Genomic DNA, 13,246 nt, shown 5'->3' on the forward strand with positions numbered 1-13,246 from the left:
GACCAGTCTATTTTGTTTTGATTGAACGTTCAATTAACAAAAAAGCAGGGTTACGACAAATCGCCGTTGCCCGGCGCTTCTTCCCGCCTGCCATCAGCGGTAAAACGGCATCCCGAAAACAACGACGCCGCGATGCGCTCGCGGCGTCCTTGCCGGTCTCTCAACCCAGGTTCTTGCCCAGCAGCGCGTGATACAACTCGCTGTCGCCGAGAATCCCCACCACCTTGTTGTTATCGTGCAGCACCAGCTTGTTGCCGGTCTGGTAGCGGATCTGCAGCGCATCGCGCATACCAATGTTCGAGTCCACCAGTGTCGGCGTACGCCCCAGGGCTTCCACCGATTGGCCCTGCACCCAGCTTTGCAGGTTCAGGCTGGCACCGTTCTGGCGCGCACCCTTGATGGTGTTGCCTTCGGCCAGGTCGATCCACGAATCGCCGCCCGGGTCGATGCACACCGAACCGTTGACCCGCTTGCAGTTGTCCAGGGTGCGCATCAGGCTGCGCCCGCAGAGCACATTGAGCGGATTGGTGTGGGCCACGAAGGTGCGCACGTATTCGTCCGCCGGGTTGAGCACGATGTCTTCGGGCTTGCTGTACTGGATGATCCGGCCGTCTTTCATGATGGCGATGCGGCTGCCCAGCTTGAGGGCCTCATCCAGGTCGTGGCTGACGAACACGATCGTCTTGTGCAGCTTGCGTTGCAGGTCGAGCAGTTCATCCTGCAAGCCTTGGCGGATCAGTGGATCGAGGGCCGAAAAGGGTTCGTCCATCAACAGAATGTCGGCGTCCATCGCCAGGGCGCGGGCCAGGCCCACGCGTTGTTGCATACCGCCGGACAGTTCGTCGGGCTTCTTGTTACGCCATTGCTCCAGACCCACCAGTTGCAGCTTCTCGTCCACCAACTGGCGGCGTTCCTTCTCGGGACGACCCTGCATTTCCAGGCCGAAGCTGATGTTCTCGCGCACCGTCAACCAGGGCATCAGGGCGAACTTCTGGAACACCATGGCGATGCGCTGGGTGCGCATCATCTTCAGTTCGGCGTCGGTGCAGTTGGCGATGTCGATCTGCCGACCTTCATGTTCGACGAACAAGTGGCCACGGCTGACCGTGTTCAAACCGTTGATGCAGCGCAGCAAGCTGGACTTGCCGGAGCCGGACAGGCCCATCAGTACGCAGATCTCGCCTTTCTCGATTTCCAGGCTGGCGTTTTCCACGCCGACGATCTGCCCGGTCTTTTTCAGGATCTCTTCACGCTTGAGGCCTTTGTCCAACAACGCGAGGGCCTCTCGCGGGTTCTTGGAGAAGATGACGTCTACCTTGTCGAAGCGAATGATGCTCATGCGTCACCCCTTACCTGTGCGTCGGGTTGTTTGCAGATACGGTCGAGCATGATTGCCAGCAATACGATCGCCAGGCCGGCTTCGAAGCCCAGGGCGATATCAGCGGTGTTCAGTGCGTTGACCACGGGTTTGCCCAAGCCATCGGCACCCACCAGTGCGGCGATCACCACCATCGACAACGACAGCATGATGCACTGGGTGACACCGGCGGCGATGCTCGGCATGGCGTGGGGCAGTTCAATGCGGGCGAGCAGTTGACGGCGCGAGCAGCCGAAGGCCTTGCCGGCGTCCATCAGTTCTTGCGGTACATCCTGGATGCCCAGGTAGGTCAGGCGGATGGGCGCGGCAATCGCGAACACCACCGTGGAGATCAGACCGGGGACAACACCCAGACCGAACAGGGTCAGGGTTGGAATGAGGTACACGAAGGTCGGTACGGTCTGCATCAGGTCGAGGACCGGACGCATGAGGGTGTAGAACATCGGCTTATGCGCGGCAACAATGCCCAGCGGCACGCCGATGACCACGCAAACCAGGGTGGCGAACATCACCTGGGCCAGGGTTTCCATGGTTTCCTGCCAGTATCCCAGGTTGAGGATCAGCAGGAAGGAAGCGATCACGAAGGCGGTCAGCCCCCATTTGCGCTGGATCAGGTGGGCGATCGCCGCGATCAGCGCAATCAATGCCAGCGGATTGAACCAGGCCAGCGCGAAGGTCACGCCGTGGATCATCGCTTCCAGCGTCGAGGCGATGAAATCGAAGTAGTTGGCACCGTGCTTCGTCAACCATTCGACGAACGCCGCGATGTACTGGCCCAGGGGGATTTTATGTTCAGTCAGCATGGTATTGAACGTCCACATGCGGGGAAATAAATGCCGGTCCAGGCGGGCGAACCCGCCCGGACGTGGCGGTTATTGCGCGAGCTTGGCTTTCACGGCGTCCAGGCCTGGTTTACCGTCAATGGTGGTCACGCCCGCCAGCCAGGTGGTCAGCACCTGTGGGTTCTTCTTCAGCCACGCCTTGGCAGCGGCTTCAGGCTTCATCTTGTCGTCGAGGATGTTGCCCATCAGCGAGCTTTCCATGTCGACGGTGAACTCGAGGTTCTTCAGCAGTTGGCCGACGTTGCTGCATTCCTGGGTGTAACCCTTGCGGGTGTTGGTCAGGACGGTCGCGGCGCCGAAGTCAGGGCCGAAGTACTCGTCACCACCGGTGAGGTATTCGATCTTGAAGCGCTTGTTCATCGGGTGCGGCGCCCAGCCCAGGAAGACCACGGCGGTGTCGCGTTTCTGCGCACGGTCGACCTGCGAGAGCATACCGGCTTCGCTGGACTCGACGACTTTGAAGCCAGCGTCTTTGAGACCGAAGGCGTTCTTGTCGATCATGCTCTGGATCAGGCGGTTGCCATCGTTACCCGGTTCGATGCCGTAGATCTTGCCGTCCAGTTCCTTCTTGAACTTGGCGATATCGGCGAAGTCATGCAGGCCCTTGTCATACAGCGCCTGAGGGACGGCGAGGGTGTACTTGGCGCCCTTGAGGTTGGTGCGCACGGTTTCCACGGTGCCGGCATCACGGTAGGCCTTGATGTCGTTTTCCATGGTTGGCATCCAGTTGCCGAGGAACACATCCATGTTCTTGCCGTCGGCCAGGGACTTGTAGGTCACCGGCACGGAAATCATGGTGGTCTTGGTCTTGTAGCCCAGAGCGTCGAGTACCACGCTGGTGGTTGCCGTGGTGGCGGTGATGTCGGTCCAACCGACATCAGAGAAGTTAACGGTACTGCACTGTGCCGGCTCTGCAGCCTGGGCCAGCATTGGCAGACTCAGCATGGCGGCCAACAACAACGACGGGGAACCTTTCATGGGTGGACTCCTGGATGTTTATTTTTGGCAGTGGTCCGACTGGACGATCGCGCTTAGTTATTTTGTGTTGCGGTTGTAGGCGCCGAGGACGGCTCTACCCCGGTGCCTTGCAATCGAGTCGAGACTGATCATGTACCAGCCTAAATCTGTCGCCTACAGGGTGCGTCGTATCCAGTACAGGGAGGGTCGCTTCCAGTGTCGGTGAGGTCGTTTACAGCTTTTTTCGGGCCTTTTTTCCCCTCTGCGCCGCAAAAAAACGCTGGAAATTACCTGTGCGCGGACACTGGCGTTGCTGGACATGGGTGCGTCGGTGTGGGACGTCGTGCGGGCTGTCAAAAGGCTGATGATGTTTTATCCCGGCGGATTGCGATCCTTGAGCGTAGCAGCTCCGCCACCGGACGCTCAGGCGTCTGGAACAGGCACTCAGAGGACTTCGCAACAATGGCAATCAGCGTGTTTGACCTGTTCAAGATCGGCATCGGCCCTTCCAGCTCCCACACCGTGGGCCCCATGCGTGCCGCGGCGTTGTTCGTCCAGGGGCTGCGTGAGCGCGGCGAGCTGGAACGGGTGACGCGGGTCGAAGTGCAGCTCTATGGTTCGCTGTCGGCTACCGGCATCGGCCACGGCAGCGACAACGCGGTGATCATGGGCCTGATGGGCGAGTGGCCGGACGCGATCGATCCGTCGCAAATCGGCCTGCGTATCGCCACCTTGCGGGAAACCGATACGCTGCTGCTGGATAACCGCCTGGCGATTCCGTTTGTCTGGGCGCGGGACATGCGCCTGATCGATGAGAACCTGGCGTTCCATCCCAATGCCATGACCCTGGTTGCTTTCGGCGAAGATAAGGATAAAGAGCTGCATCGCGATACCTACTATTCGGTGGGCGGTGGTTTTGTCGTCGACCAGGCCCAGGCGGAAAGCGGCGTGGCGGACATGGACCGCACGGTGCTGCCGTATGATTTTTCCAGCGCCGCGCAATTGCTTGAGTTGTGTCAGCGACATGGCCTGAGCGTTGCCGAGTTGATGTTGGCCAATGAAAAGGTCTGGCGGGCCGAAGACGAGATCCGCAGCGGCCTGATGAAGCTTTGGCGCGCCATGCAGGATTGTGTGGAGCAGGGCCTCAAGCACGAGGGCATCTTGCCTGGCGGCCTGAATGTGCGCCGGCGCGCGGCCAAGCTGCATCGCAGCCTGCAGGAACTGAACAAGCCCAATGTCATCGGCTCGACCTTGAGCGCCATGGAGTGGGTGAACCTGTTCGCCCTGGCGGTCAACGAAGAGAACGCGGCGGGTGGGCGCATGGTCACGGCGCCGACCAACGGCGCGGCGGGGATTATCCCGGCGGTGCTGCACTACTTTATGAAGTTCAGCGAGGTGGTGACCGACGCCAATGTCGTCGACTATTTTCTCGCGGCGGCGGCGGTGGGCATCCTGTGCAAGAAGAACGCCTCGATCTCGGGGGCCGAGGTCGGTTGCCAGGGCGAAGTGGGTTCGGCTTGCGCCATGGCGGCGGCGGGCTTGGCGCAGGTGCTCGGGGCGACGCCGGAGCAGTTGTGCAACGCGGCGGAGATCGGCCTGGAACACAACCTGGGGCTGACCTGCGATCCGGTCGGTGGGCTGGTGCAGGTACCGTGTATCGAGCGTAACGCGATTGCCGCGGTCAAGGCGATCAACGCGGCGCAGATGGCCTTGCGCGGCGACGGCCAGCACTTCATTTCGCTGGACCGGGTGATTCGCACCATGCGCGATACCGGCGCCGATATGCATGACAAATATAAAGAGACTTCGCGCGGCGGTTTGGCGGTCAGCGCGGTGGAGTGTTGATCCGGAAAATGTAGTGATTGTGCCGGCTTTTTCGCGGGCAAGCTCCGCTCCCACAGTTTTTCGCCGTACACAAAATCCGCGAACGACTCGGACCTTGTGGCAGCGGAGCTTGCCCGCGAAGACGTCAGCCCAGACAGCACAGAATGAAACCTGTGCACAAATCGCCCATTCACCCCATGACGCGCCACCTTTTGGCGCGTCGCAAACAGATAACTGGCAACCCTTCGCAACGACCTGTTTTTACCCGATTACCGTCTGTCGACTGTGCTTGCGGTGACACTCCTTCCTGGCGCTGCTCAGCGCCCAGCACACAAGTGCTACCGAAGTGCTCAAGGCACCTTGCCAGGGCGCTTACAGAGCTTTCCCGGGCCTTATAACCTGCACCCATGGCGGGGGCTATATAGACACATCGCGATGTCGTTTTCAGGAGTTATTGAATACCCATTCAACTTTCGGCATGGCAATTGCTCTGTCATTGCAAAGCCCTGCTCCGCGAGAGAATGAGGGCCATAACAAGAGCCTCCGCCTGAGGCCATCACCCGCTTTGTGTGAGGAGATATCGCGATGACGTCGTTCCAGCCCGGGGCTCAACCCCAGAACCGTGCGCCTCAATCCATCGGCTTCCTGCTGCTGGACAATTTCACGCTCATTTCCCTGGCTTCCGCCGTAGAACCCCTACGGATGGCCAACCAATTGTCCGGTCGCGAGCTGTATCGCTGGACGACCCTGAGCGTCGACGGCGGACAGGTCTGGGCCAGCGACGGTCTGCAGATCACGCCTGACGCCTCCATGCACAAAGCGCCGGCCATGGACACCGTGATTGTCTGCGGTGGTATCGGCATTCAGCGCACCGTAACCCGTGAACACGTCTCCTGGTTGCAGAGCCAGGCCCGCCAGTCGCGCCGCCTCGGCGCCGTGTGCACCGGCAGTTGGGCCCTGGCCTGCGCCGGGTTGCTCGACGGTTTTGATTGCAGCGTGCACTGGGAGTGTCTGGCTTCGATGCAGGAAGCTTTCCCGCGCGTGGCCATGAGTACTCGCCTGTTCACCCTCGACCGTAACCGCTTCACCAGCTCTGGCGGCACCGCGCCGTTGGACATGATGTTGCACCTGATCAGCCGTGACCATGGCCGTGAGTTGTCGGCGGCGATTTCGGAAATGTTCGTCTACGAGCGTATCCGTAATGAACAGGATCACCAGCGTGTGCCGCTCAAGCACATGCTCGGCACCAACCAGCCGAAGTTGCAGGAAATCGTGGCGCTGATGGAAGCCAACCTGGAAGAGCCGATCGACCTGGACGAGCTAGCGGTTTATGTCGCCGTGTCCCGTCGACAGCTGGAGCGGTTGTTCCAGAAGTACCTGCATTGTTCGCCGTCGCGTTACTACCTGAAGCTGCGCTTGATTCGGGCGCGGCAGTTGCTCAAGCAGACGCCGATGTCGATTATCGAAGTGGCATCGGTGTGCGGGTTTGTTTCGACGCCGCACTTCTCCAAATGCTACCGCGAGTACTTCGGTATTCCGCCGCGTGACGAGCGTGTTGGTTCTAATACTACGCAGCAGGTGGCAATGATGCCGATTCCGCAGGCGTTGGTATTGGCGCCGTTGTCCGGGCCGATGTCGGCGTTGAGCCAAGCGCGTAATGAATCGACGTTTGCCAGTGTGAGGCTCTGATCGAGCCACTTGGCAACAGGGGCTCGCAGGGGCCTGGGCTTGACGATATTTTTCGGTGAAACACCGTACCTGTGGGCACCTGGGCTTGACGGTATTTTGCGGTGAAACACCGTACCTGTAGGAGCTAGCTTGCTGGCGATTGCGATGTGACATTCATCACCGCTATCGCCAGCAAGCCGGCTCCTACAGGTTTCGTTGTGTTTTCAATTGGCCAGCCGCCGTTCCTGAATCAGGCCGGGCGGCTCTGCTGATACTGCGCCAACGCCGGCAACAACTGCTTGTCTATCGCCTGGCGCACGGCCGGCAGAATCGTCGCGCTGCTGGTGTACATATCCTTGACCATCTTGCGTAGCTCATAGGCCCGGGCATCGTCCAGGCCGCGCACCGCACATTCGCAGGCTTGCTCAGCGGTGGCACCGCTCGGCACTTGCAGGCCGAGGGATTTGAGCTGGCCCAACAGGTCTTCCTGGTCAATCAAATCCGCGTACATCATGGCGCTGGTCCTTGTTCCGATGTGATCGTGCTTCGATTCTGGTAGCCCTTCGCGGTGTCGGCAAGAGCCGATTGCCCGAGTGGCTCTGATACCTATGAACAGGTCGTTTTCGGCTAACTCGCGGGCCGGGCAAGCGAGCACACTGAGTACCAGTAGACCTGTCGACGGTTTGGTCACCCTCGGCCCGGATCTCTGCGGACACACTCTCTCACCCCGATCCTGTCACGGCTTGATCGGGGTTTTTTTTGCCTTTAATTCGCCTGGAGCGCTACGCAGTCCTGCGATCCTCTATCTGTGACAGACCGGGGATAGCTACTGGCGGTTGTTTGGCATTAGCATTGCGCTCATTCAAATTACAGGAATGCCTATATGCTCAATGCCTGTTCGCCCGACGAGGTGAACAAGGGTTGATTGCATACGCCGAGCTCGGCCGTTCAGGTCTGACCTTGGTCCTCTGGGCAAAACGGAAGGTAAAAAATGCTCAAGCGTTTGTCTCTCAAGGGGGTCGGGCCAGCTGAAACGTTCGGCCCTGTTGAGTTCGCTCCACGTCTCAACTTCATCACGGGCGACAATGGGCTGGGTAAAAGTTTTTTGTTGGATACGGCTTGGTGGGTCCTGACTCGGACCTGGGCCAGAGGCGTTGCGGCTGCTCCACAGCATTCCTCCGAGAACCCGAGCATTGGTTTTGCATTCAGCAAAGTGACTGCTGGGAATAAAGAGGGCGAGATAGTCTTCAAGAATGGAGCATGGCCTCAGCCAAAGGCCCGTCCTCCGATTCCAGGGGTTGTCATTTATGCTGGGGTCGACGGGAGTTTTTCAGCTTGGGACCCCGCTCGTAACTACTGGAACGATGAGTCCAGTACGGAAGAAAAGATCCGAGCCTTTAACTTTTCTCCCGAACAGGTCTGGAACGGCGCTATATCCGAAGAAGGTACCAATATCTGCAATGGACTGATTCATGATTGGGTGAGTTGGCAGCAGGAGGTAGACGATCCTTCTTTCGGTGAGCTGACCAGAGCGCTTGATGCCCTATCACCCTCAGGTGTCGAGAAACTCATACCGGGGAAGCCGCGTCGAATAGGCAAACTGGATCAGACCCGTTATCCGACGTTACAAATGGCCTATGGACAGGATGTGCCGCTGATTCATGCTTCTGCGGGCATGCGCCGTATTGCTGCCCTGGCTTATATGCTGGTGTGGACATGGAACGGTCACAAGCACGCAAGCCAAGAGCTCAGAAAACCACCAGCCAAAGAAATCATTTTTCTGATTGATGAGGTCGAGTGCCATCTTCATCCCCAATGGCAGCGCCGAATTGTCCCCGCGCTGCTCAAGGTCATGCGGGCAATGACCGGCGAAGAGGTCGCGGTTCAATTGATTGTGGCCACGCATTCGCCATTGGTTTTGGCTTCTGCTGAGCCGGAGTTCATTGAGGAAGAGGACGCCGTCTTCAACATTCACATGGAAGCGGGGCAAGCTCGGATTGTGAAAGAGGTCTGGTCCAAACAGGGGGATGTGGTCAATTGGCTGGTGTCCGATGCCTTTGGCTTGCAGCAGGCTCGGTCCGTGGCGGCTGAGGAAGCCATTGAGGCTGCCGAAGCCTGGATGCGGGATGACAAGGGTGTTCTGCCAGCTCATCTCCAGACCCCGCAAGCCATTCATAACGAGCTGCTCAGGGTGCTTCCTGGAATGGACGATTTCTGGCCTCGCTGGATCGTTTCCCAGGGCAAACTAACCTCTGGATCAAAGGCTCCTCGCAAATGATTCCGGTTGCCAGTCCTATCGTCGAGCCCAAGGCGTTTGATAAGAGTTGTCGGCAGAAAGGTAATGCCTGGCTGCTGGATAACCCTGACGCAAAACGCCCTCGGGATTTATGGTCGCCTTTTCGATTGGAACTTGCTGCCGGTTTCATGGAGCGCTGTGGTTATGCGGCGGTTTACCTTACCAGCGGTACGGTGGACCACAGTATCAGCTGGAATGAAGACCCGACGCTGGCTTATCAATGGTCCAATTATCGTTACGTCGATGGCTGGATCAATAGCGCCAAGAGCAAGCAAAAATCTGCTGACCTGCTTGATCCATTCGAAGTCGGCGAGGGGTGGTTCGAAATCCTTTTGCCGTCATTGCAGTTAGTCGCTACTGATGCAATCCCAGAAGAGTATCGGGAGCGGGCAGCCAATACCTTGCGGCAGTTGCCGATTCGCGACGATGAGAGAGTGTTGCGTGTGCGGCGTAAATGGCTAAGCCTTTATGAACGGGGGCTGGACTTGGAAATACTGCGTGAGATGGCTCCGCTCATTGCTGCGGCAGTCGAGAAGAAAGAGGCTCTGGAAACTGACCTGAATCATGCCGAGCGGTAGGATGTTTACCATCGAGCATTCTGAAGTATCTGCTTAAACAACTCCTCTCCGGTACGCTTGCGCATGGCTGTGCGACGTCTCTATAGTCCCTCCAGTCATTGCCAATTCAATGACTGGACGTCGCGGTCCATTTACGGAACCACACAATCGCCATGATACTGATGGCGATTGGCTGCCCAGCACCTGCGTTATGGCGGCTGTGCGAGGGACACCTTCGGGTGTGCCGGTAGGTTCCGTTTCCGGTCCGCGAACCCTTGCGCAGCTGCCACCCAATCAGCATCGCGGCTGACGGTAGTGGTTCCATTATGAAACGGAGCCATTCATGACGAACTTCATTGCATTTCAATCCAACACCACCGAAACCCCCGTCCTGTTTTTCAATCCCAATGCCCCCCTGCGCGACCTATGTGCGTTCGCCAGTCGCCGCCTGCGTGGCGCCCGCGATCTTTCGCAAACACTGACTTGTGCCACGATCAGCAATCTGGATGAGAAGGACGCCCTACATGCACTGGAGGTTATTTACATGTTGCTCGATGATGGTTGCGAAGTGCTGGAAGTGGTGGAGCAGCGGGTAATGAAACAGCCGGATCGGACTCAATAGGCAGACCGCGTTATCGTTCATCGCGAGCAAGCTTGCTCCTACAATTTCGCGGCGTGCGCAATATTGGCGCCCGACACAAAACTGTAGGAGCAAGCTTGCTCGTGATGGTCGTTAACGATAACGCGGGGTATCTGATACCCCGCTGGCCACAAAAATAGTTCGACTTGAGATTGTCCCGGGGCCAGACCTCCTCAGCCCTCAGCGCTGCAACACCAATATCCGCGACAACAACTCATCCCTATCGATATAGCACCCTTGGAAATGCCGTGCCCCGGTGGCCGGGTCGAAGGCATTGCGCGCGTGCAGGGTACGGCGGTTATCGAAGCACCAGAGTTCGCCCGGGTTGAGCCGCTGCATGATCCGGAAGCGCGCTTCGCGGGTCATGGCGATAAAGCGTCGATAGGCGCCGTACAGCACCGGCATCTGTTCCACCGACGCCTCGAACGGGCCCCGCAGGAAGTTGGCCATGCGGATCTCGCTGACCTGCCCGGTACTGTCCAGCGCGATGACCGGTGCCAGGCAGCGATAGTCGCTGTGTCGGTCCTTGTTGCGGAACTCCACGGGGATTTCGCTCAGGGCGCGGAACGCCGCCGGTTCTTCCCGGCGCAGTGCATCGGCAATGGCAAAGCCATCGACGAAAATGCTCTCGCCACCCTCGGCATCATTCACCAGGCAATGCAGGAATTGCAGGCCCGGTTGCAGCTCGCGGGTCGGCAGGTCGCTGTGCAACGGCAGATTGAAGGCGGTGTAGGCGTTGCTGTCGGCATCGGCCTTGGATTGCACGTTGAATAGCACGCCGAAATTGGTCTGGCGGATAAACGAGATCAGCTTGGCCACTTCGGCCAGCGAGCCAGGCTCGGTCGGTACGCCGCGGACTTGGGTCAGGCCGGTGTCGCGCAAGGCCAATAACCAGTGCAGCAAGGTTTTCGGGTCTTCCTTGAGGGCGGCGAACTCGAATACCGGCAACTCCAGGCTACTGGTCCACAGCCGGCTTTTCGGTTTGCCGGCCTGGCGTTCGATGCGCGACTCGTCGTCATAGGCATGCGCCCGCAGCCAGCCCGGGTCGAAGCGGCTGGCGTGACCGTCCCGCCAGTCGATGCACAGGCAGCCGCCGTCGTCGATACGGATGGCGGCGGGTGCCAGGTCCTCAGGCACATCGACGATTTCCAGCACTTGCTCACGGGTTACCGTGTACACGCATTGCGGGCACGGGCAGTTGTCCCGTAGCCACACGTGATGGTACGGACTGATACGAGCATCCGCCCAATACACCTCGATGCGATCCGCCAGCGGATGCGCGGCGGTCAGGGCACTGATCAGCGGGTAACTGCGGAAATCGGCAAACGCGGCGGCGGTGTTCACGGTGAGCTCCTTTTCGGTGGATTCTTATTTTTTCGCAGGCAATCCAATCACGCGGCCAATGTATTCCGGGGGCGGCAGGTCGCTCTGGTCTTCGAGGATGGCTTGCAGTTTTTCCAGCACGGCGTCGCTGAAAGGTGCCGAGCGCGGGCCGGCGAGGTCGACGTGCAGCAGCATTTGCTCGTTGCCGGCCAGTTCCTTGTCGCCGCCCACCAGATGCAGGCTGTGGTAGAGGTGCAGGCGTTTGGCGTCGTGGCCGATGATCTGGGTGCGCACTTCGACCTGGGCGCCGAGTTTGACTTCGTGCAGGTAGTTGAGGTGCAGTTCGAGGGTAAACAACGAGCTGCCGGTGGCTTCGCGGTTGTCGCTGTCCATGCCCAGGCGCAGCATCAGGGCGTCGGTGGCGTAGCTGAAGATCAGCAGGTAGAAGGCGTCGCGCAGGTGACCGTTGTAGTCGACCCAGTCGGGGATGACTTCGCTGGTGTAGGTGGTGAGGGTGGGCATGGTGGATGTCCGAAGAGGTGAACAGATCACGAATGAGGGGTGTCTGTCAGACCGCCTTCGCGGGCAAGCTCCGCTCCCACAGTTTTTCACCGTACACAAAATGTGCGAACGACTCGGACCTTGTGGGAGCGGAGCTTGCCCGCGAAGGAGCCCGTCCAGACACCAGTAAACTTACTCGCTGAAACTCATACCGTGCTTGGCCTTGGTGGTTTTCACCGCCTCCAGCACCGCCAGCAGGCAATCGTCGCGATAGCGTTCCAGGGCCGAGATGCTGTGTTTGCCCAACTGATCGCTGGTCCCGTCGACCACATCGTCGATCAGCTTGTCGGTCAGCTCCGGTGCCGGCAGGTAGGTCCACGGCAATTGCAGTGCCGGGCCGAACTGGGCCATGAAGTGCCGCATACCCGCATCGCCGCCCGCCAGGGTATAGGTCAGGAAGGTGCCCATGAACGACCAGCGCAGGCCGGCGCCAAAGCGGATCGCATCGTCGATTTCGCCAGTGGTGGCGACGCCGTCGTTGACCAGGTGCAGCGCCTCGCGCCACAGCGCTTCGAGCAGGCGATCGGCGATAAAGCCCGGGACTTCCTTGCGCACGTGCAGTGGGCGCATGCCAAGGGATTCATAGACTTTCATCGCCGCTTGCACGGCTTCAGGGGCGGTGTTCTTGCCGCCGACCACTTCCACCAGCGGCAGCAGGTACACCGGGTTGAATGGGTGACCGACCACGCAGCGCTCCGGGTGGGTGGCGCCTTCGTAGAATTCGCTGGGCAACAGGCCCGAGGTACTGGAGCCGATCAGGGCATTGGGCTTGGCCGCGGCGCTGATCTTGCCGTGCAGTTCGAGTTTCAGCTCCAGGCGCTCCGGGGCGCTTTCCTGGATAAAGTCGGCGTCTTTCACGCACTCTTCGATAGTCGCGACAAAGCGCAGGCGGTCTTGCGAAGCACCCGGGGCCAGGCCTTGTTTTTCCAGGGCGCCCCAGGCATTGGCGACGCGCTTGCGCAGGGCCGCTTCGGCGCCGGGCGCCGGGTCCCAGGCGATCACATCGAGGCCGTGGGCGAGGGCGCGGGAGACCCAGCCGCTGCCGATGACACCGCTGCCCAGGGCGGCGAAGGTTTTGATTTCGGTGATAAAGCTCATGGTGATGTCCTAAAGAGGTTCGCAATTCCTGTAGGCGCAGCCGGTCGACGCTCGATTGCTCGCGGGGGTGGCTCAGGCAATGCGGGGTATCAGGCACCCCGT

The 13,246-nt window shown here is 59.5% G+C and carries 12 protein-coding genes; 5 read left to right on the plus strand and 7 right to left on the minus strand.

All coding sequences use genetic code 11. The annotated features are described in order from the left end of the window. Window positions 1-160: 160 nt before the first annotated feature. The 3 genes from choV to AC07VG_RS28630 all read right to left on the minus strand — a co-directional run bounded on the left by choV (window position 161) and on the right by AC07VG_RS28630 (window position 3,198). On the minus strand, window positions 161-1,339 hold the full coding sequence (choV, locus tag AC07VG_RS28620; protein WP_495004004.1) for a choline ABC transporter ATP-binding protein: 1,179 nt from the start codon (window positions 1,337-1,339) through the stop codon (window positions 161-163). After that, window positions 1,336-2,181 carry a choline ABC transporter permease subunit gene (choW, locus tag AC07VG_RS28625; RefSeq protein WP_100942575.1) on the minus strand — a complete coding sequence of 282 codons (846 nt, stop codon included), beginning with the start codon at window positions 2,179-2,181 and terminating at the stop codon, window positions 1,336-1,338. The genes choV and choW overlap by 4 nt, the downstream gene beginning before the upstream one ends. Window positions 2,182-2,250: 69 nt before the next feature. Further along, a complete protein-coding gene (locus tag AC07VG_RS28630) occupies window positions 2,251-3,198 on the minus strand; it encodes a choline ABC transporter substrate-binding protein (RefSeq protein ID WP_121135228.1) in 948 nt (315 codons plus the stop codon). A gap of 441 nt (window positions 3,199-3,639) precedes the next feature. On the opposite strand from AC07VG_RS28630, the gene AC07VG_RS28635 reads away from it, so the two are divergent. Further along, window positions 3,640-5,022, plus strand: coding sequence for an L-serine ammonia-lyase (locus AC07VG_RS28635; protein ID WP_495004005.1), 1,383 nt, complete (start codon window positions 3,640-3,642; stop codon window positions 5,020-5,022). 564 nt (window positions 5,023-5,586) lie between these two features. Continuing rightward, the gene (gene gbdR / locus AC07VG_RS28640) at window positions 5,587-6,690 is read left to right on the plus strand and encodes a choline metabolism transcriptional regulator GbdR (protein ID WP_103499851.1); all 1,104 of its coding nucleotides are present in this window, start codon (window positions 5,587-5,589) and stop codon (window positions 6,688-6,690) included. Between the two features lie 229 nt (window positions 6,691-6,919). Here gbdR and AC07VG_RS28645 read toward each other — a convergent pair whose 3' ends face one another. Then, a complete protein-coding gene (locus AC07VG_RS28645) occupies window positions 6,920-7,183 on the minus strand; it encodes a hypothetical protein (RefSeq protein WP_495004006.1) in 264 nt (87 codons plus the stop codon). 477 nt (window positions 7,184-7,660) lie between these two features. Here AC07VG_RS28645 and AC07VG_RS28650 point away from each other — a divergent pair, with 477 nt between their 5' ends. The 3 genes from AC07VG_RS28650 to AC07VG_RS28660 all read left to right on the plus strand — a co-directional run bounded on the left by AC07VG_RS28650 (window position 7,661) and on the right by AC07VG_RS28660 (window position 10,144). Next, window positions 7,661-8,947, plus strand: coding sequence for an AAA family ATPase (locus AC07VG_RS28650; RefSeq protein ID WP_495022293.1), 1,287 nt, complete (start codon window positions 7,661-7,663; stop codon window positions 8,945-8,947). Then, the gene (locus tag AC07VG_RS28655; RefSeq protein ID WP_495022294.1) at window positions 8,944-9,543 is read left to right on the plus strand and encodes a hypothetical protein; all 600 of its coding nucleotides are present in this window, start codon (window positions 8,944-8,946) and stop codon (window positions 9,541-9,543) included. Before AC07VG_RS28650 ends, AC07VG_RS28655 begins: the two co-directional genes overlap by 4 nt. 322 nt (window positions 9,544-9,865) lie before the next feature. After that, the gene (locus AC07VG_RS28660; RefSeq protein ID WP_495022295.1) at window positions 9,866-10,144 is read left to right on the plus strand and encodes a hypothetical protein; all 279 of its coding nucleotides are present in this window, start codon (window positions 9,866-9,868) and stop codon (window positions 10,142-10,144) included. 198 nt (window positions 10,145-10,342) lie between these two features. On the opposite strand, the gene AC07VG_RS28665 is transcribed toward AC07VG_RS28660, so the two are convergent. From AC07VG_RS28665 to AC07VG_RS28675, 3 genes are all read right to left on the minus strand, one after another. Continuing rightward, the gene (locus AC07VG_RS28665) at window positions 10,343-11,506 is read right to left on the minus strand and encodes a gamma-butyrobetaine dioxygenase (protein ID WP_495022296.1); all 1,164 of its coding nucleotides are present in this window, start codon (window positions 11,504-11,506) and stop codon (window positions 10,343-10,345) included. Between the two features lie 24 nt (window positions 11,507-11,530). Next, entirely contained in the window at window positions 11,531-12,007 is a 477-nt protein-coding gene (locus AC07VG_RS28670) for a thioesterase family protein (protein ID WP_495004010.1), read from the minus strand. Between the two features lie 171 nt (window positions 12,008-12,178). After that, the gene (locus AC07VG_RS28675) at window positions 12,179-13,144 is read right to left on the minus strand and encodes an L-carnitine dehydrogenase (RefSeq protein WP_121135222.1); all 966 of its coding nucleotides are present in this window, start codon (window positions 13,142-13,144) and stop codon (window positions 12,179-12,181) included. Window positions 13,145-13,246 lie beyond the last annotated feature (102 nt).

This window comes from Pseudomonas sp. GW821-FHT03C07 (assembly GCF_059420925.1).

Bases quoted from the DNA above. Each gene is read 5' to 3' on its own strand.
- choV (WP_495004004.1), bottom strand. From the start codon at position 1,339: ATGAGCATCATTCGCTTCGACAAGGTAGACGTCATCTTCTCCAAGAAC.
- choW (WP_100942575.1), bottom strand. From the start codon at position 2,181: ATGCTGACTGAACATAAAATCCCCCTGGGCCAGTACATCGCGGCGTTC.
- AC07VG_RS28630 (WP_121135228.1), bottom strand. From the start codon at position 3,198: ATGAAAGGTTCCCCGTCGTTGTTGTTGGCCGCCATGCTGAGTCTGCCA.
- AC07VG_RS28635 (WP_495004005.1), top strand. From the start codon at position 3,640: ATGGCAATCAGCGTGTTTGACCTGTTCAAGATCGGCATCGGCCCTTCC.
- gbdR (WP_103499851.1), top strand. From the start codon at position 5,587: ATGACGTCGTTCCAGCCCGGGGCTCAACCCCAGAACCGTGCGCCTCAA.
- AC07VG_RS28645 (WP_495004006.1), bottom strand. From the start codon at position 7,183: ATGATGTACGCGGATTTGATTGACCAGGAAGACCTGTTGGGCCAGCTC.
- AC07VG_RS28650 (WP_495022293.1), top strand. From the start codon at position 7,661: ATGCTCAAGCGTTTGTCTCTCAAGGGGGTCGGGCCAGCTGAAACGTTC.
- AC07VG_RS28655 (WP_495022294.1), top strand. From the start codon at position 8,944: ATGATTCCGGTTGCCAGTCCTATCGTCGAGCCCAAGGCGTTTGATAAG.
- AC07VG_RS28660 (WP_495022295.1), top strand. From the start codon at position 9,866: ATGACGAACTTCATTGCATTTCAATCCAACACCACCGAAACCCCCGTC.
- AC07VG_RS28670 (WP_495004010.1), bottom strand. From the start codon at position 12,007: ATGCCCACCCTCACCACCTACACCAGCGAAGTCATCCCCGACTGGGTC.
- AC07VG_RS28675 (WP_121135222.1), bottom strand. From the start codon at position 13,144: ATGAGCTTTATCACCGAAATCAAAACCTTCGCCGCCCTGGGCAGCGGT.